Source organism: Streptomyces sp. NPDC042371 (assembly GCF_056437465.1).
Window position 1 is genome coordinate 15,555 of the sequence record NZ_JBWKAP010000003.1, and the last position, 15,993, is coordinate 31,547.

The window sequence follows — 15,993 nt, forward strand, 5'->3', positions numbered from 1 at the left end:
GCTGACCAGCGGATCTGTACGGAGCGTGGTGACGGCAGGGTGACGGGCCGACGGCCTCGGGCCGACCGCCGGGTAACCCTGGCGGCCGGGGCCGAGGCGCGGACGAAGTAGTCTTGAGACCATGCCCGAACGCCGCACCGTCGCCCTTGTCACCCTTGGCTGCGCCCGTAACGAGGTGGACTCGGAGGAGCTCGCAGGCCGCTTGGAGGCGGACGGCTGGCAGCTCGTCGAGGACGCCGAGGACGCGGACGTCGCCGTAGTCAACACCTGTGGCTTCGTCGAAGCCGCCAAGAAGGACTCCGTCGACGCCCTCCTCGAAGCCAATGATCTGAAGGGCCACGGCAAGACCCAGGCCGTCGTCGCGGTCGGCTGCATGGCCGAGCGGTACGGCAAGGAGCTCGCCGAGGCGCTGCCCGAGGCCGACGGCGTGCTCGGTTTCGACGACTACGCCGACATCTCCGGCCGCCTGAACACCATCCTCAGCGGTGGCAGCGTCGAGGCCCACACCCCGCGCGACCGGCGCAAGCTGCTGCCGATCAGCCCCGCGGAGCGCCAGGACGCCCAGGCGGCCGTCGCCCTTCCCGGCCACGGCCCCGCCGAGCCCGCCCCGGCCCCCCAGGACCTCCCCGAGGGCGTCGCGCCCGCGTCCGGGCCGCGCGCCCCGCTGCGCCGCCGCCTCGGCAGCAACCCCGTGGCCTCGGTGAAGCTGGCCTCCGGCTGCGACCGGCGCTGCTCGTTCTGCGCCATCCCCTCCTTCCGCGGCTCCTTCATCTCGCGCCGCCCCTCCGACGTCCTCGGCGAGACCCGCTGGCTCGCCGAGCAGGGCGTCAAGGAGGTCATGCTCGTCTCGGAGAACAACACCTCGTACGGCAAGGACCTCGGCGACATCCGGCTCCTGGAGACGCTGCTGCCCGAGCTGGCCGCCGTCGACGGCATCGAGCGCGTGCGCGTCAGCTATCTGCAGCCCGCCGAGATGCGACCCGGTCTCATCGACGTCCTCACGTCGACGGAGAAGGTCGCCCCCTACTTCGACCTGTCCTTCCAGCACTCCGCGCCCGGCGTGCTGCGCGCCATGCGGCGCTTCGGGGACACCGACCGCTTCCTGGAGCTCCTGGACACCATCCGGTCCAAGGCGCCGCAGGCCGGTGTGCGGTCCAACTTCATCGTGGGCTTCCCCGGCGAGAGCGAGGCGGACCTCGCGGAGCTGGAGCGCTTCCTGACGGGCGCGCGGCTCGACGCCATCGGCGTCTTCGGATACTCCGACGAGGAGGGCACCGAAGCGGCGACGTACGAGCAGAAGCTCGACCAGGACGTCGTCGACGAGCGCCTCGCGCACATCTCACGGCTCGCCGAGGAGCTCACCTCGCAGCGCGCCGACGAGCGGATGGGCGAGACCCTCGAGGTCCTCGTCGAATCCCTCGACGAGGAGGAGGGCCCGCTCGGCAGGGCCGCGCACCAGGCCCCCGAGACGGACGGCCAGATCCGCCTGACGGGCGCCACGGGTGGGGACGGCCTGCAGGTCGGCCGTATGGTCGTGGCAAAGGTCGTCGGCACGGAGGGCGTGGACTTGGTGGCCGAGTGTCTCGAGGAGGCTCGCAGATGACAGGAGTCCCGGCACCCGCGGGCGGCTCCGGCGCTCAGGGCGCTTCGAGCGCCCAGCCGGTGCGCGGCGGGAAGCTGGGCGCCGCGGCGGTCAATCAGGCCAGCCTGTGGAACGTCGCGAACCTGCTGACCATGGTGCGGCTGCTGCTCGTGCCCGGGTTCGTGATGCTGCTGCTCGGCAACGGCGGATACGACCCGGCCTGGCGCTCGTTCGCCTGGGCCGCCTTCGCCGTGGCCATGATCACCGATCTCTTCGACGGGCACCTGGCGCGCACGTACAACCTGGTCACGGACTTCGGAAAGATCGCCGACCCCATCGCCGACAAGGCGATCATGGGGGCGGCGCTGATCTGTCTGTCCTGGCTCGGCGATCTGCCCTGGTGGGTGACCGGCGTGATTCTCGGGCGCGAGCTGGGGATCACGCTGCTGCGGTTCTGGGTGATCCGTTATGGCGTCATTCCGGCCAGCCGCGGCGGGAAGATGAAGACGCTGGCGCAGGGCACGGCGGTGGGGATGTACGTCCTCGCCCTGACCGGGCCGCTCGCGACCCTGCGCTTCTGGGTGATGGCGGTTGCCGTCGTGCTGACCGTGGTGACCGGGCTCGACTATGTGAAGCAGGCCGTCGTGCTGCGCAGGCAGGGCATGGCTGAGGCGCGTGTGGCGGCTGCGGAGTCCGCTCGGGAGGCCGCGAAGTGACGTCCTCCGGGCTCTCGGCCGTCTCGGCCGGTGAGCTGCCCGCGAGTGGTCTCGTGCGGCTCCTGGCCGCGCGCGGTGAGACGCTCGCCGTCGCCGAATCGCTGACCGGCGGCCTGGTGGCCGCCGAGATCACGTCGGTGCCGGGGGCCTCGAAGGTCTTCCGGGGGTCGGTGACCGCGTACGCCACCGAGCTGAAGCGGGACGTGCTCGGGGTCGACGGCACTCTGCTGGACGAGCGAGGGGCCGTGGATCCCGAGGTCGCGCGGCAGATGGCGGACGGTGTGCGCACGGTCCTCGGCGCGGACTGGGGGATCGCGACCACCGGGGTCGCCGGGCCCGAACCGCAGGACGGACAGCCGGTCGGGACCGTGTACGTGGCGGTCGCGGGGCCGGATATTGCCGTCGCGCGGCCGAATATCGAGGCCGCGGGGTCCGATTTCGAAAGCATGCCCGGTTACGCCGATGGCGGAGCCCGTGGGAAAGTGGCCGCCCTGCGGTTGAACGGCGACCGTTCGGAAATCCGTATGGAGAGTGTACGGAGCGTGCTCACGTTGCTTCACGAGCAGCTGACCGGAGAACGTTCCGGGAATGGGCGGGCACAGGATACGGAACAGAACGGGGGGAATTGATGTTTGCAGCCCTGAGTGAACACGACATCGCTCCCCGCACGGCCGCCGCGCAAGGCGGTACGGTGGGGCGTGAAGGATGCGGCTACGCGGTCCGAGGAGGGAGCCACCGATGATTCTGCTCCGTCGCCTGCTTGGTGACGTGCTGCGTCGGCAGCGCCAGCGCCAGGGCCGTACTCTGCGCGAAGTCTCCTCGTCCGCCCGAGTCTCGCTCGGCTATCTCTCCGAGGTGGAGCGGGGGCAGAAGGAGGCTTCCTCCGAGCTGCTTTCCGCGATCTGCGACGCGCTTGACGTACGGATGTCCGAGCTCATGCGTGAAGTGAGCGATGAACTGTCGCTCGCCGAGCTGGCTGAGTCTGCAGCAGTCCCGGAGCCGGTGCGTGCGCCGGTTCGCTCGATGCTCAATTCCGTATCCGTGGCAGGCGTGCCACCGGAACGGGTCACGATCAAGGCACCAGCGGAGGCGGTCGACGTCGTCGCTGCGTGATGCGGTGCCGCTGCTGAGCAGCTGAGAAGTGTGTGGAAGCCCCGACCGGGTACTCGGTCGGGGCTTCTGCGTTGTCGGAAGCTGCTGTGTTGTCAGACGTATGCCCTGGTGAGCCCGCCGGTGAGCCGCTTGATGAGCGGCCGGTGACCGACCATCCGTTAATCGACCTATTTGGTTAATTTATGACATGGTTGGTGGGGATTTACCTCATTCGCTCGTGTGTTGGAGGAGACAGATGTACGTCGTGAAGAGCCCGCTGTCCGATGCGGATCTCAAGACGGTCTCGGAGGCCCTGCAGGGTGCGCTCGTGGACCTGGTCGACCTGTCACTGGTGGCCAAGCAGATCCACTGGAATGTGGTCGGCCCGCGCTTCCGCTCCGTGCACCTGCAGCTCGACGAGGTCGTGGACACCGCCAGGCAGCACTCGGACACCGTCGCGGAGCGCGCCTCCACTCTCGGTGTCTCGCCCGACGGGCGTGCGGCGACGGTGTCGCAGAGCAGCGGCATCGGGAGGATCCCCGAGGGCTGGGTCAAGGACGTGGACGCGGTCGGGACGCTCGTGGAAGCGCTCGGTGCGGTGATCACGCGGATGCGTGAGCGCGTGGAGTCGACCGGTGAGGCGGACCCGGTCAGCCAGGACATCTTCATCGGCATCACGGCCGATCTGGAGAAGCATCACTGGATGTTCCAGGCGGAGAACAGCTGATCCCTCTGGGGATCACGCCCCCGTCCCGCCGCTGTCCCGTGGGAGGGCGTGCGGGACGGGGGCGTGCGGAGTGGGGTGTATGTGACTGGCGTCGCCGTTCGTGCGCCGTGGTGCTCTCGGCGCGGCTGGGTGCCTCCAGCGCCGCCGGTACGCCCTCCCATGGGGTGAACCCCGGCGTTTAGCGTCGATCTCGCGTTGGGCGGGAGGTGGCATCTGTGGCAACCGTGGGCGGGACATCCGTGACGTGGCGGGCCGTGCGATGGGTGCCGGTCCTGGCGCTCGGCGCTCTCTGGTGGTGGGGCGTGCTGCGGCTCGCCTTCTCGCCCGACGCGGGCGTTCTCGAGGGGGCGGTCGCGGCCGGTGGATGGGGGCTGAGCGTGCTGCCGGTGCACTGCGTGCCCAAGGCCCGCGCCCTGGGCGAGGCCAGGGCGGCCAGAGGAGCCGATCCCAGCCTGTACGCGCGGCGGCCCGACGGGGAGCTGCGGTGGCCTGGGGAGCGTACGGCCCTCGCGTGGTGGGGGAAGGCGGCCGTATCGGCGGGGCGGGTGCGAGCGCGTGCCGTCAGGGCGCGGGCTACCAAGGCATGGCGACGCCGCCGTTCGGGCGGAGGATCTGGCCCGTCGTGAAGGACGCGGCGTCCGACGCCAGGTGCAGTACGGCATGTGCGATGTCGTCCGGTTCGCCCACGCGGCCGAGCGGTGACATGCGCAGCATGGTGCGTTCGGTGTGGGCCTGCTTCTCGGTGTCGTGGCGGATCGTCATGGGAGTGCGGATCCAGCCGGGCGCGACGACGTTGACGCGGATGCCGTGCGGACCGAGCTCCGTGGCCAGGGTCTTGGAGAGCTGGACCACGGCCGCTTTCGCCGCGCCGTAGCAGAGGAGTCCGGGGGCGCCGGTGTCGACGGCGCCCGATGCCATGGTGATGATGCTGCCGCCCGAGTCGGCGTCGATCATCGTGCGGGCCGCGGCCTGGCAGGCGTACAGGACGCCCTTGAAGTTGATGTTCAGGACGCGGTCGAGGTCCTCGTCGCGGGTCTCCAGGACCGGGCTGCTGTGCATGACGCCCGCTATGGCGGCCAGGATGTCGAGGCGGGGGGTGGTGGGGGTGCCGTCTGCGCTGGTGAGGGTGGCGGGTGTCGTTGCCGCTGTGGCTATCGCCTGGTCGACCTGTGCCCTGACGGTCACGTCCAAGGGGTACGTATGGGCGGTGCCGCCAACCTTGGTGATGAGGGCGGCGGTCTCCCTGAGCCCCTGTTCGTCGCGGTCGGCGCAGTGCACGGTGGCGCCCGCTTCCGCGAGGAGCAGGGCCGTTGCGCGGCCGATGCCGCTGGCGGCGCCGGTGATGAATGCGGTGCGTCCGGTGAGGTCGTACGCCTTGACGGGCATGACGGGACGGTACGGCGGGATCTGACGGGCCGTCAACTGGTCTGGCGGTGCGCACTGTTGCTTGTTCTTGTGCTTGTGCGGAGGCGGTTCGGTCCTGAGGCTCAGGGGGTCGGGCCCTGTTGGCAGGTGGGGCACCAGTACGTGGGGCGGCTGCGGGAGCCGTCGCCCTGCTCGGCCGCGCGGATCGGGGTGCCGCAGCGCAGGCAGGGGCGGGGTGCCCGCCCGTAGACGTAGAGGCGCTGTCCTGGGCGGTCGAGGCCCGTGGTGGTGCGGTTGGGTCTGTTCCGGTTGGCTTCCAGGAACTTCTTGGCGAGTACGGGGACGCGGGCGGCGGCTTCCTCGGTGAGTTGGCCGACGGGCAGCCAGGGGGTGACGCCAAGGGCGAAGCAGAGCTCGCTCTTGAAGATGTTGCCGATGCCCGCGAGGTTGCGCTGGTCCAGGAGGGCTTCGCCGAGGGCGCGGTCGGGCACGGACAGGACGTTGCTCAGCGCGCGCTCCGGGTCCCAGTCGGGGCCCAGCAGGTCGGGGCCCAGGTGGCCCACGGCCTTGTCCTCGTCGGTCGTGCGGAGCAGTTCCAGGACGGGCAGGCGGTAGCCGACGGCGGTGCGCTCTGCGGTGCCGAGGATCGCCCGGATCTGGTGCCCGGGGCCACCGCGCCAGCGCTCGCCGGGTGCGTACAGCCGCCAGGAGCCGTCCATCCGGAGGTGGGAGTGCAGGGTGAGGCCACCCTCGATGCGGGTGAGGAGGTGCTTTCCGCGCGGGGTGACGTCCAGGACGGCGCGCCCCGTGAGGTCGACCGTCGCGAGCTTGGGCACGCGCAGGTCGGAGCGCGTGAGGGTGTGCCCGGCGAGGGCGTCGTGCAGGCGCCGGGCCGCCTGGTGGATGGTGTCACCTTCGGGCATGGGTCCAGGGTGGCATGTCGGGGGTGATGTGCTGTGTGAGGCGCCCCCTCACGCGCGCAGCCGCAGCCCGCGCGGGGTGGCGTGGAAACCGGCTCCTTCCAGGAGGGGGGCGAAGGGGGACGTGAGGGCTGCGGAGCCGTTGACCCGCTCCACTGTGACCGTGCCGAGGGAGCCCGCTCGGGCGGCCGAGGCCAGGGCTTCGGCGGCGGCGTGCAGCCGGGGGTCGTCGGTGATCGGCTCGTCCGGGGTGGCGGGCCAGGCCAGGAGCGTCTTGCCGCCGCGCTCCATGTAGAGCGTCAGCTCGCCGTCGACCAGGACGACCAGGGAACCGGCCTTGCGGCCCGGCTTGTGGCCTGCGCCGTTCGGCGGCTCGGGCCAGGGCAACGCGGCCCCGTACGCATTGGCGGGGTCGGCGGCGGCGAGGACCACCGCGGCCTGCGCATCGGAGGGGCGTGAACCGTCCGTACGGTCGCGCGAGTTCGCCGTGGCGCGCAGGCGGTCCACCGCGCCGTCCATCGCGAACTGTGCGGCGCCCAGCCCTTCGACGACATAGCCGCGACGCGCCTGCCCGCTGTCTTCGAAGACGGACAGGACGCGGTACGTCGCCGAGAAGCCGCCCTCGACCCCCTCGGCGGCGACCGCGCCGCGTGTGACGACGCCGTGCCGGTCCAGGAGGGCGCGGGCCAGGGCGTGCGCGCGCAGCGTCGGGTCGGGCTCGCGGGGAGGGAGCAGCGACCAGCGGCCCGCGACGGTGGGAGGGCCGGTGCGGGAGGCGGTGCGGGCGGCCGCGGTGAGGCTGCCGTAGCGCCCGCGCGGGACGCCGCGCTTGGCACGGTGGGCCGTGGATCCCGCGGTGCGGCCGGAGCCCAGGAGCGAGCGCATCGGGCCGAGGGTGTCGTTCGTGAGCAGGCCGGACCACGCCAGTTCCCAGATGGCGTCGGCCAGTTGCGGATCCAGGGCGTCCGGGTGGGTGGTGGCGCGGACCTGGTCGGCGATCTGGCGGAAGAAGAGACCGTACCCTCCGGAGAGGGTGTCCAGGACCGACTGGTGCAGTGCGGTGAGCTCCAGGGGGTGCGGGGGCGGCAGGAGCAGGGGCGCGGTGTCGGCCAGGTAGAGGGAGACCCAGCCGTCCTTTCCCGGCAGGGAACCGGCCCCAGCCCAGATGACCTCGCCTGCCGCGGTCAGTTCGTCGAGCATCGCCGGGTTGTAGCCCATCACGCGCGAGGGCAGGACGAGCTTCTCCAAGGCGGATGCGGGGACCGTGGCGCCCTGCAACTGCTCGATGGCGCGCACCAGACCGTCGATGCCGCGCAGACCGTGCCCGCTCAGGTGCTGCCACTGGGGCAGGAACTGGGCGAGGGCGGCGGGCGGCACCGGCTCCAGCTCGTGCCGCAGGGCCGCGAGGGAGCGGCGGCGCAGGCGGCGCAGCACCGCGGCGTCGCACCACTCCTGGCCGATGCCCGCCGGGTGGAACTCCCCCTGCACCACACGGCCGTTCGCCGCGAGGCGCTGCAGCGCGCCGTCGGTGACCGCCGCGCCGAGCCCGAAACGGGCCGCGGCCGTGGCGGACGTGAACGGGCCGTGCGTGCGGGCGAAGCGGGCGAGGAGGTCGCCCAGGGGGTCCTTGACGGGCTCGGTGAAGGCTTCGGGAACCCCCACGGGCAGGGCGGTGCCGAGGGCATCCCGCAGTCGGCCCGCGTCCTCGATGGCCGCCCAGTGGTCCGCGCCCGCGATACGGACCCGGATCGCACGGCGGGCGGCCGCCAGCTCCTCCGCCCAGTCCGGTTCGGCGCCGCGCTCGGTCAACTCGGCCGCGGTCAGCGGGCCGAGGAGCCGCAGCAGGTCGGCGACGCCCTCGGTGTCCTTGATGCGGCGGTCCTCGGTGCGCCACTGGAGTTCCTGCTCCAGCTCCGTCAGGACGTCGGCGTCGAGCAGCTCGCGCAGCTCCGCCTGGCCGAGGAGCTCCGCGAGCAGCCTGGAATCGAGGGAGAGGGCGGCCGCCCGCCGCTCGGCGAGGGGGGAGTCACCCTCGTACAGGAACTGTGCCACGTACCCGAACAGGAGGGAGCGGGCGAAGGGGGAGGGCTCGGGCGTGGTGATCTCGACGAGACGGACGCGGCGGGACTCGATGTCGCCCATCAGCTCGGTGAGGCCCGGTACGTCGAAGACGTCCTGGAGACACTCCCTGACCGCCTCCAGGACGATGGGGAAGGAGCCGAACTCGCTGGCCACCTCCAGGAGCTGGGCGGCACGCTGGCGCTGCTGCCACAGCGGGGTGCGCTTGCCGGGGCTGCGGCGCGGCAGCAGCAGCGCGCGGGCGGCGCACTCGCGGAAGCGCGAGGCGAACAGCGCCGAGCCGCCCACCTGGTCGGTGACGATCTGATTGACCTCGCCCTTGTCGAAGGTGACGTCACCGGCGCTCACCGGGGGCTTGTCGGCGTCGTACTCCACAGGGGGAGCGCTGGGCTCCTGGTCGAGCAGGTCGAGGCCCATCAGGTCGGCGTCCGGAAGCCGGAGCACGATGCCGTCGTCGGCGTGCATGACCTGTGCGTCCATGCCGTACCGCTCGGTGAGGCGGGCGCCGAGGGCGAGGGCCCACGGAGCGTGCACCTGGGCTCCGAAGGGGGAGTGCACGACGACCCGCCAGTCGCCCAGTTCGTCGCGGAACCGCTCGACCACGATGGTCCGGTCGTCGGGGATGTGCCCACAGGCCTCACGCTGCTCGCCGAGGTACGCCAGGACGTTGTCGGCGGCCCACGCGTCCAGCCCCGTGGCGAGGAGGCGCCCGCGCGCGTCCTCCTGCGACATCGCGCCGACCTCGCGGAGGAACGCGCCCAGAGCGCGGCCCAGTTCGAGCGGGCGGCCCAGCTGGTCGCCCTTCCAGAAGGGGAGGCGGCCCGGGACGCCGGGGGCGGGGGAGACGAGCACCCGGTCGCGCGTGATGTCCTCGATGCGCCAAGAGCTCGTGCCGAGGGTGAAGACGTCGCCCACCCGGGACTCGTACACCATCTCCTCGTCCAGCTCTCCGACGCGGCCGCCGCCCTTCTTGGGGTCGGCGCCCGCGAGGAAGACTCCGAAGAGACCCCGGTCGGGAATCGTGCCCCCGGAGGTGACCGCGAGGCGCTGCGCACCCGGCCGCCCGGTGACCGTCCCCGCGACGCGGTCCCAGACCACGCGCGGCCGCAGCTCGGCGAAGGCGTCGGAGGGATAGCGCCCCGCGAGCATGTCCAGGACGGCGGTGAACGCGGACTCCGGGAGAGAGGCGAAGGAGGCCGCGCGGCGGACCACCGTCAGCAGGTCGTCGACCTGCCAGGTGTCGAGTGCGACCATCGCGACCAGCTGCTGGGCCAGCACGTCCAGCGGATTGGCCGGAACGCGCAGGGACTCGATGGAGCCGGTCCGCATCCGCTCCGTGACGACCGCGGCCTGGACGAGGTCCCCTCGGTACTTCGGGAAGACGACCCCCGTCGAGACCGCGCCCACCTGGTGGCCCGCCCGGCCCACGCGCTGGAGCCCGGAGGCCACCGACGGCGGCGACTCGACCTGCACGACCAGGTCGACCGCGCCCATGTCGATGCCCAGCTCCAGGCTGGACGTGGCGACGACGGCCGGCAGCCTGCCCGCCTTCAGGTCCTCCTCGACCTGCGCGCGCTGCTCCTTGGAGACCGAGCCGTGGTGGGCGCGGGCCAGGACCGGCGGGGCTCCCTTGGCGGCGCCCGACTCCGCCATCAGCTCCGCGGGGGAGTGGTCCTCGGGGAGTGCCTCGCCGGTCGCCCTCTCGTACGCGATCTCGTTCAGGCGGTTGCACAGGCGCTCGGCAAGGCGGCGGGAGTTGGCGAACACGATCGTCGAGCGATGCGCCTGCACGAGGTCAGTGATGCGCTCCTCGACGTGCGGCCAGATCGACGGACGCTCCGCCTCGGCCCCCGGGCCCTCTCCGGAGTCGCTGACCGGGGACCCGCCCAGCTCCGCGAGGTCCTCGACCGGAACCACCACCGACAGGTCGAACTCCTTGCCAGAAGCCGGTTGGACGATCTCCACCTTGCGCTTCGGGGACAGATAGCGCGCGACCTCGTCCACCGGACGCACCGTCGCCGACAGACCGATGCGGCGCGCGGGCTTCGGCAACAGCTCGTCGAGTCGCTCCAGGGACAGGGCGAGATGGGCGCCGCGCTTGGTGCCGGCGACCGCGTGCACCTCGTCCAGGATCACCGTCTCGATGCCGGTGAGCGCGTCCCGCGCGGCCGATGTGAGCATCAGGAAGAGCGACTCGGGCGTGGTGATCAGGATGTCCGGCGGGCGCGTCGACAGCGCACGGCGCTCGGCGGGCGGGGTGTCACCCGAGCGGATACCGACCCGCACCTCCGGCTCGGTCATGCCGAGGCGCACCGCCTCCTGCCGGATGCCCGTCAGCGGACTGCGCAGATTGCGCTCCACGTCGACCGCGAGCGCCTTCAGCGGCGAGATGTACAGCACCCGGCAGCGCTTCTTCGCGTCCGCGGGCGGTGGCGTCGACGCCAGCTGGTCCAGGGCGGCGAGGAACGCGGCCAGGGTCTTCCCCGAGCCCGTGGGAGCGACGACCAGCACGTCCGAACCCTCGGAGATGGCTCGCCACGCCCCGGCCTGGGCGGAGGTGGGCGCGGAGAAGGCACCCGTGAACCAGCCGCGGGTCGCGGCGGAAAATCCGTCGAGAGCGCTGGGAGCGTCGGGGGCACCGGACGCGGAGCTGACCATGCCCCCATCGTGCACCCCGCCACTGACATCGGCGCCGACCTGCGGAAAAGAGGCCGCGCGTCCCCCCGCGTCCCAGGGCTCCCCCTCAGTCGATGTGCCGCCCGTACGCCCGGAGCGTGCGCAGCGCCTCGATGGTGACGATCGGCCGCGCCTCCATGGCCGTGCCCGGCGCCCACTGCCGCCAGCGCACCGGCCAGCCGCCGTCCGCCTCCTGGTCCCCGGCCAGGAAGTCGAGCGAGCGCTCCATCTCCGCGTCGGTGAACCACGAGCGCGCGAGCGACTCGGGAACCTTCGCGAAGTCGTGCGGGAAGTGGTGTTCCTCCGGTCCGTAACCGGGCGACACCGGATACGCGTCGAGGTTTCCCGGATCCAGCGCGGCGATTCGTTGCTCACGCACGAGACGCCCCAGACGGTCGGCGGCGGCCCGCGCGCGCGGGCGGTCGGGTGCGCCGTCCAGGAAGGCGACGGCGGCCCGGATCTCGTACGGATGGGACCTCTCGAGCGATTCGACGGCCGCCCAGCAGAAGTCCGTGGCCCGGAAGAGCCAGGCGTGCCATACCTCGTTGCGGTGCAGCAGGCCCACTACGGGGCCGGTGGCGAGCAACTCGCTGGGCGGGTTGTCGACGATCGGCATGAACGGCGCCGCGGGGTAGCCGCGCTGGCTGGGATGGATCGCGGGAAGGGCGCCTTCGGGCGTCGACACCGAGGTCAGATACCGGCACACGCGCTCCACCCGCTGCCCGCCGCAGCGGCGGATCGAGTCCAGCACGCCCAGCGCGTGCCCGGTGTGCAGCGGCTGGCTCACGGGCCCGCGCAGATCGGGCTCGAGCGCGAAGCCGTACCCGCCGTCCGCGGTGGTGTACGAGGTCAGGGCGGTCTCCACCGCGTCCGCGGCCGGGGCGCCGCCCGCGCCGTCGAGGAAGTGGTACGCGAACCGTCGCTGCTCCAGCACGCGCGCGGTGAGCCAGACGAAGTGCTCGGCGCGGGCGAGCGGGGAGAGCACCGCGTCGGGGGAGGGCACAGCGTCGGGGGATGCTCCGGTTTCGGCCATGCACCGACCGTAGGACGGAAAGCGTTCTCGGCGAGCCCCCTGCGCCCGGCTGCACCCTCAGGGGCGTGATACTGGAGTCATGCGGTTGACGGTCTTCTGGCAGCGGATGGCGGCCCACTTCGGTGCGGGGTACGCCGACTCCTTCGCGCGCGATCACGTGATGGCGGAACTGGGCGGCCGTACGGTCCATGAAGCGCTGGACGGGGGCTGGGACGCCAAGGACGTCTGGCGCGCGGTGTGCACGGCGATGGACGTACCCGCCGAAAAGCGCTGACTACGGACGGGTCGGCGGTGACGGAGGGCTCCACGCGCGCGTGAGCCGTCCCAAGCCCGTCCCAAGATGCGAGGGTGGCGACCGATCGGCGCCGGCGTGGGCGAGACTTGCCCAGTGGCACCGACAGACGAGACCGCTCAGGTCACCCAGGACACCGCTCCGCCCGGCACGACGCCGCCCGCACAGCCCCCCGCCGGGGCAGAGGCAGGACGTGGCGCCCGCATGCCGCGTTGGCTGCCGCGGGCCATGGTTCTTGCCCTCGCGCTCATTGCCTGCTTCCAACTGGGCAGTTGGGCGTTCCATCAGCTGACCGGGCTGTTGATCAACGTATTGATCGCGTTCTTCCTGGCGCTGGCGGTCGAGCCCGCGGTGAGCTGGATGGCGGCGCGCGGGCTGCGCAGGGGCCTCGCCACGTTCCTGGTCTTCCTGGGCGTGGTGATCGCGAGTGCGGGCTTCGTCGCGTTGATGGGCTCCATGCTCGCGGGCCAGATCGTCGACATGGTCGAGGACTTCCCCGACTACCTCGACAAGGTCATCAGCTGGATCAACCAGACCTTCCACACGGACCTCTCCCGCGTCGAGGTCCAGGACAGCCTGGTCCACTCGGACTGGCTCCAGAAGTACGTGCAGAACAGCGCCAGCGGCGTCCTGGACGTCTCCGCGCAGGTGCTGGGCGGTCTCTTCCAGCTCCTGACGATCCTGCTGTTCTCGTTCTACTTCGCGGCCGACGGGCCGAGGCTGCGGCGTGCGCTCTGCTCGGTGCTGCCGCCCGCCAAGCAGGCCGAGGTGCTGCGGGCCTGGGAGATCGCGGTCGACAAGACCGGCGGCTACCTCTACTCGCGCGGCCTGATGGCGCTGATCTCCGGCATCGCGCACTACATCCTGCTCCAGGTGCTTGAAGTCCCCTACGCGCCCGTGCTCGCCGTGTGGGTGGGCCTCGTGTCCCAGTTCATCCCCACCATCGGCACGTATCTGGCGGGCGCTCTGCCGATGCTGATCGCCTTCACGGTCGACCCCTGGTACGCGCTCTGGGTGCTGATCTTCGTAGTCGTCTACCAGCAGTTCGAGAACTACGTACTGCAGCCCAAGCTCACCGCCAAGAGCGTGGACATCCACCCCGCGGTCGCGTTCGGCTCGGTCATTGCGGGCACGGCGCTCCTCGGCGCGGTCGGCGCGCTGATCGCCATCCCCGCCGTCGCGACGCTGCAGGCCTTCCTCGGGGCGTACGTGAAGAGGTACGACGTCACGGACGACCCCCGGGTGCACGGGCACCGGCGCCAGGTCGGAGCATCCCTCCTCGCCCGCATGCGGCGGGCCCTGCGGGGGCCGAACCGGCCGGAGGCCCCACCGGAGTCCGGCGGGGCTTCGCCGAAGGCGGGCGGGCGCAAGTAGGGGAGGTCGCCCCGCGGCGCCCCACGGCGTGCCACGCTTGACACTAAATTCGAACATCCATTCTCATGGGTGGTCCGGCGGCGATTCTGCGGGGCGGGCGGGGAGATCCCCGGGAGGCTCCCGGAGGATTTCGGTGAGCGATGACCTCGAGTTATCCACAGGCTGGACGGGCGTCGGGGCGGATTGTCAGTGGCAGGCGTTAGCGTCTTTGACGTGAAGCGATCGACTCAAGCAAATCGGGTGGAACCCATGGCAGGAACCGACCGCGAGAAGGCGCTCGACGCCGCGCTCGCACAGATTGAACGGCAATTCGGCAAGGGCGCAGTGATGCGCATGGGCGAGCGGCCGAACGACCCCATCGAGGTCATCCCCACCGGGTCGACCGCGCTCGACGTCGCGCTCGGCGTCGGCGGCATCCCCCGCGGCCGCGTGGTGGAGGTGTACGGCCCGGAGTCCTCCGGTAAGACGACCCTCACCCTGCACGCCGTGGCCAACGCCCAGCGGGCGGGCGGCGCGGTGGCCTTCGTGGACGCGGAGCACGCCCTCGACCCCGAGTACGCGAAGAAGCTCGGCGTCGACATCGACAACCTCATCCTGTCCCAGCCGGACAACGGCGAGCAGGCCCTCGAGATCGTCGACATGCTGGTCCGCTCCGGCGCCCTCGACCTGATCGTCATCGACTCCGTGGCCGCTCTGGTGCCGCGCGCGGAGATCGAGGGCGAGATGGGTGACTCGCACGTGGGTCTGCAGGCCCGCCTGATGAGCCAGGCGCTGCGGAAGATCACCAGCGCGCTCAACCAGTCCAAGACCACCGCGATCTTCATCAACCAGCTGCGCGAGAAGATCGGCGTGATGTTCGGTTCGCCGGAGACCACGACCGGTGGCCGGGCGCTGAAGTTCTACGCGTCGGTGCGCATGGACATCCGCCGCATCGAGACCCTGAAGGACGGCACGGACGCGGTGGGCAACCGCACCCGCGTCAAGGTCGTCAAGAACAAGGTCGCGCCGCCCTTCAAGCAGGCCGAGTTCGACATCCTCTACGGCCAGGGCATCAGCCGCGAGGGCGGCCTGATCGACATGGGCGTCGAGCACGGCTTCGTCCGCAAGGCGGGCGCCTGGTACACGTACGAGGGCGACCAGCTCGGCCAGGGCAAGGAGAACGCCCGCAACTTCCTGAAGGACAACCCCGACCTCGCCAACGAGATCGAGAGGAAGATCAAGGAGAAGCTGGGCGTCGGCGTGAAGCCCGAGGCTCCGACCGAGGAGCCGAGCGTGGACGCGGCGGCCGCCGCCCCGGCGGCCGACGACGCCAAGACGGTGCCCGCGCCGGTGGTCAAGACCACCAAGTCCAAGGCCGCGGCGGCCAAGAGCTAGTCCGTGACGCGACGAACCGACTGGGCGGACCACACCGCCCCCGAAAGCCGCACCGGCGCTGCCGGGCGGGGCCACGGGGGCGGTGTGGATCAGGACGGCGCGGGCCGGTACGACAGCCGTGGCGACAGCGACGGCTTCCAGGACGGCGAGGGACGGAGCCGTGGGCGCCGACGTCGGCGTGGCGGGTTCGGCTCCGACGGCCACCAGGACAGCGGTCCCCCTTCCTCGTCGAGGGCCGAGAAGGGGGAGCCGCCGACGGGGGACCCGGCCGAGCGGGCGCGGGCGATCTGTCTGCGTCTCCTCACCGGCACCCCGCGCACGCGCAAGCAACTCGCCGACGCGTTGCGCAAGCGGGAGATCCCCGACGAGGTGGCGGAAGAGGTCCTCTCCCGCTTCGAAGAGGTCGGGCTGATCAACGACAGTGCCTTCGCGGACGCCTGGGTGGAGTCCCGGCACCACGGCCGGGGCCTGGCCCGCCGTGCGCTCGCGCGGGAGCTGCGCACCAAGGGCGTGGAGTCCACGCTGATCGACGAGGCCGTGGGGCAGCTCGATCCGGAGCAGGAGGAGGCGACCGCGCGCGAGCTCGTCGCCCGCAAGCTCCGCTCCACGCGAGGCCTCGACCGCGACAAGCGCCTGCGCCGCCTCGCGGGCATGCTCGCCCGCAAGGGATACGGGGAGGGCATGGCGCTCCGCGTGGTCCGGCAGGCGCTGGAGGAAGAGGGCGAAGAGACCGACGACTTGGGGTACGAGGCGTTCTGAGCAG

At 71.6% G+C, this 15,993-nt stretch carries 14 protein-coding genes; 10 read left to right on the top strand and 4 right to left on the bottom strand.

What is annotated here, in order from left to right; all coding sequences use genetic code 11:
- The first annotated feature begins 121 nt into the window (after positions 1 to 121).
- The 6 genes from rimO to AC068B_RS09830 all read left to right on the top strand — a co-directional run bounded on the left by rimO (position 122) and on the right by AC068B_RS09830 (position 4,743).
- Complete coding sequence (gene rimO, locus AC068B_RS09805; RefSeq protein ID WP_468567714.1) at positions 122 to 1,603, top strand: 30S ribosomal protein S12 methylthiotransferase RimO; 1,482 nt, start codon at positions 122 to 124, stop codon at positions 1,601 to 1,603.
- On the top strand, positions 1,600 to 2,298 hold the full coding sequence (gene pgsA / locus AC068B_RS09810) for a CDP-diacylglycerol--glycerol-3-phosphate 3-phosphatidyltransferase (protein WP_478670337.1): 699 nt from the start codon (positions 1,600 to 1,602) through the stop codon (positions 2,296 to 2,298). The genes rimO and pgsA overlap by 4 nt, the downstream gene beginning before the upstream one ends.
- Positions 2,295 to 2,927, top strand: coding sequence for a CinA family protein (locus AC068B_RS09815; RefSeq protein ID WP_478670340.1), 633 nt, complete (start codon positions 2,295 to 2,297; stop codon positions 2,925 to 2,927). Before pgsA ends, AC068B_RS09815 begins: the two co-directional genes overlap by 4 nt.
- Positions 2,928 to 3,036: 109 nt before the next feature.
- Positions 3,037 to 3,411, top strand: a complete 375-nt coding sequence (locus tag AC068B_RS09820) for a helix-turn-helix domain-containing protein (RefSeq protein ID WP_055564110.1) — start codon at positions 3,037 to 3,039, stop codon at positions 3,409 to 3,411.
- Positions 3,412 to 3,646: 235 nt separating this feature from the next.
- Positions 3,647 to 4,117 (top strand): Dps family protein, encoded by a 471-nt coding sequence (locus tag AC068B_RS09825; protein WP_478670342.1) that lies wholly within the window; start codon positions 3,647 to 3,649, stop codon positions 4,115 to 4,117.
- A 254-nt stretch (positions 4,118 to 4,371) separates the two neighbouring features.
- Positions 4,372 to 4,743, top strand: a complete 372-nt coding sequence (locus AC068B_RS09830) for a hypothetical protein (RefSeq protein ID WP_478671240.1) — start codon at positions 4,372 to 4,374, stop codon at positions 4,741 to 4,743.
- On the opposite strand, the gene AC068B_RS09835 is transcribed toward AC068B_RS09830, so the two are convergent.
- From AC068B_RS09835 to AC068B_RS09850, 4 genes are all read right to left on the bottom strand, one after another.
- Positions 4,691 to 5,503 carry an SDR family NAD(P)-dependent oxidoreductase gene (locus AC068B_RS09835; RefSeq protein WP_478670345.1) on the bottom strand — a complete coding sequence of 271 codons (813 nt, stop codon included), beginning with the start codon at positions 5,501 to 5,503 and terminating at the stop codon, positions 4,691 to 4,693. The genes AC068B_RS09830 and AC068B_RS09835 overlap by 53 nt on opposite strands.
- Positions 5,504 to 5,604: 101 nt before the next feature.
- Positions 5,605 to 6,405 (bottom strand): Fpg/Nei family DNA glycosylase, encoded by an 801-nt coding sequence (locus tag AC068B_RS09840; RefSeq protein ID WP_478670348.1) that lies wholly within the window; start codon positions 6,403 to 6,405, stop codon positions 5,605 to 5,607.
- Between the two features lie 48 nt (positions 6,406 to 6,453).
- On the bottom strand, positions 6,454 to 11,139 hold the full coding sequence (locus AC068B_RS09845; RefSeq protein ID WP_478670351.1) for an ATP-dependent helicase: 4,686 nt from the start codon (positions 11,137 to 11,139) through the stop codon (positions 6,454 to 6,456).
- An 85-nt stretch (positions 11,140 to 11,224) separates the two neighbouring features.
- Positions 11,225 to 12,190, bottom strand: coding sequence for a hypothetical protein (locus AC068B_RS09850; RefSeq protein WP_478670353.1), 966 nt, complete (start codon positions 12,188 to 12,190; stop codon positions 11,225 to 11,227).
- Between the two features lie 79 nt (positions 12,191 to 12,269).
- Between AC068B_RS09850 and AC068B_RS09855 the strand changes: the two genes are divergently transcribed.
- From AC068B_RS09855 to recX, 4 genes are all read left to right on the top strand, one after another.
- Positions 12,270 to 12,464 carry a DUF3046 domain-containing protein gene (locus AC068B_RS09855; protein WP_356250058.1) on the top strand — a complete coding sequence of 65 codons (195 nt, stop codon included), beginning with the start codon at positions 12,270 to 12,272 and terminating at the stop codon, positions 12,462 to 12,464.
- 114 nt (positions 12,465 to 12,578) lie between these two features.
- Positions 12,579 to 13,856: an AI-2E family transporter gene (locus tag AC068B_RS09860; protein ID WP_478670355.1), complete on the top strand. Its 1,278-nt coding sequence runs from the start codon at positions 12,579 to 12,581 to the stop codon at positions 13,854 to 13,856.
- Positions 13,857 to 14,105: 249 nt separating this feature from the next.
- Positions 14,106 to 15,230, top strand: a complete 1,125-nt coding sequence (gene recA, locus AC068B_RS09865; RefSeq protein ID WP_356250054.1) for a recombinase RecA — start codon at positions 14,106 to 14,108, stop codon at positions 15,228 to 15,230.
- Between the two features lie 3 nt (positions 15,231 to 15,233).
- On the top strand, positions 15,234 to 15,989 hold the full coding sequence (recX, locus tag AC068B_RS09870; RefSeq protein WP_478670358.1) for a recombination regulator RecX: 756 nt from the start codon (positions 15,234 to 15,236) through the stop codon (positions 15,987 to 15,989).
- Positions 15,990 to 15,993: the final 4 nt, after the last annotated feature.

Coding starts and splice junctions, on each gene's coding strand:
- recA (WP_356250054.1), top strand. CDS start 14,106: ATGGCAGGAACCGACCGCGAGAAGGCGCTCGACGCCGCGCTCGCACAG.
- AC068B_RS09825 (WP_478670342.1), top strand. CDS start 3,647: ATGTACGTCGTGAAGAGCCCGCTGTCCGATGCGGATCTCAAGACGGTC.
- AC068B_RS09845 (WP_478670351.1), bottom strand. CDS start 11,139: ATGGTCAGCTCCGCGTCCGGTGCCCCCGACGCTCCCAGCGCTCTCGAC.
- AC068B_RS09840 (WP_478670348.1), bottom strand. CDS start 6,405: ATGCCCGAAGGTGACACCATCCACCAGGCGGCCCGGCGCCTGCACGAC.
- AC068B_RS09835 (WP_478670345.1), bottom strand. CDS start 5,503: ATGCCCGTCAAGGCGTACGACCTCACCGGACGCACCGCATTCATCACC.
- AC068B_RS09820 (WP_055564110.1), top strand. CDS start 3,037: ATGATTCTGCTCCGTCGCCTGCTTGGTGACGTGCTGCGTCGGCAGCGC.
- AC068B_RS09855 (WP_356250058.1), top strand. CDS start 12,270: ATGCGGTTGACGGTCTTCTGGCAGCGGATGGCGGCCCACTTCGGTGCG.
- AC068B_RS09850 (WP_478670353.1), bottom strand. CDS start 12,190: ATGGCCGAAACCGGAGCATCCCCCGACGCTGTGCCCTCCCCCGACGCG.
- pgsA (WP_478670337.1), top strand. CDS start 1,600: ATGACAGGAGTCCCGGCACCCGCGGGCGGCTCCGGCGCTCAGGGCGCT.
- rimO (WP_468567714.1), top strand. CDS start 122: ATGCCCGAACGCCGCACCGTCGCCCTTGTCACCCTTGGCTGCGCCCGT.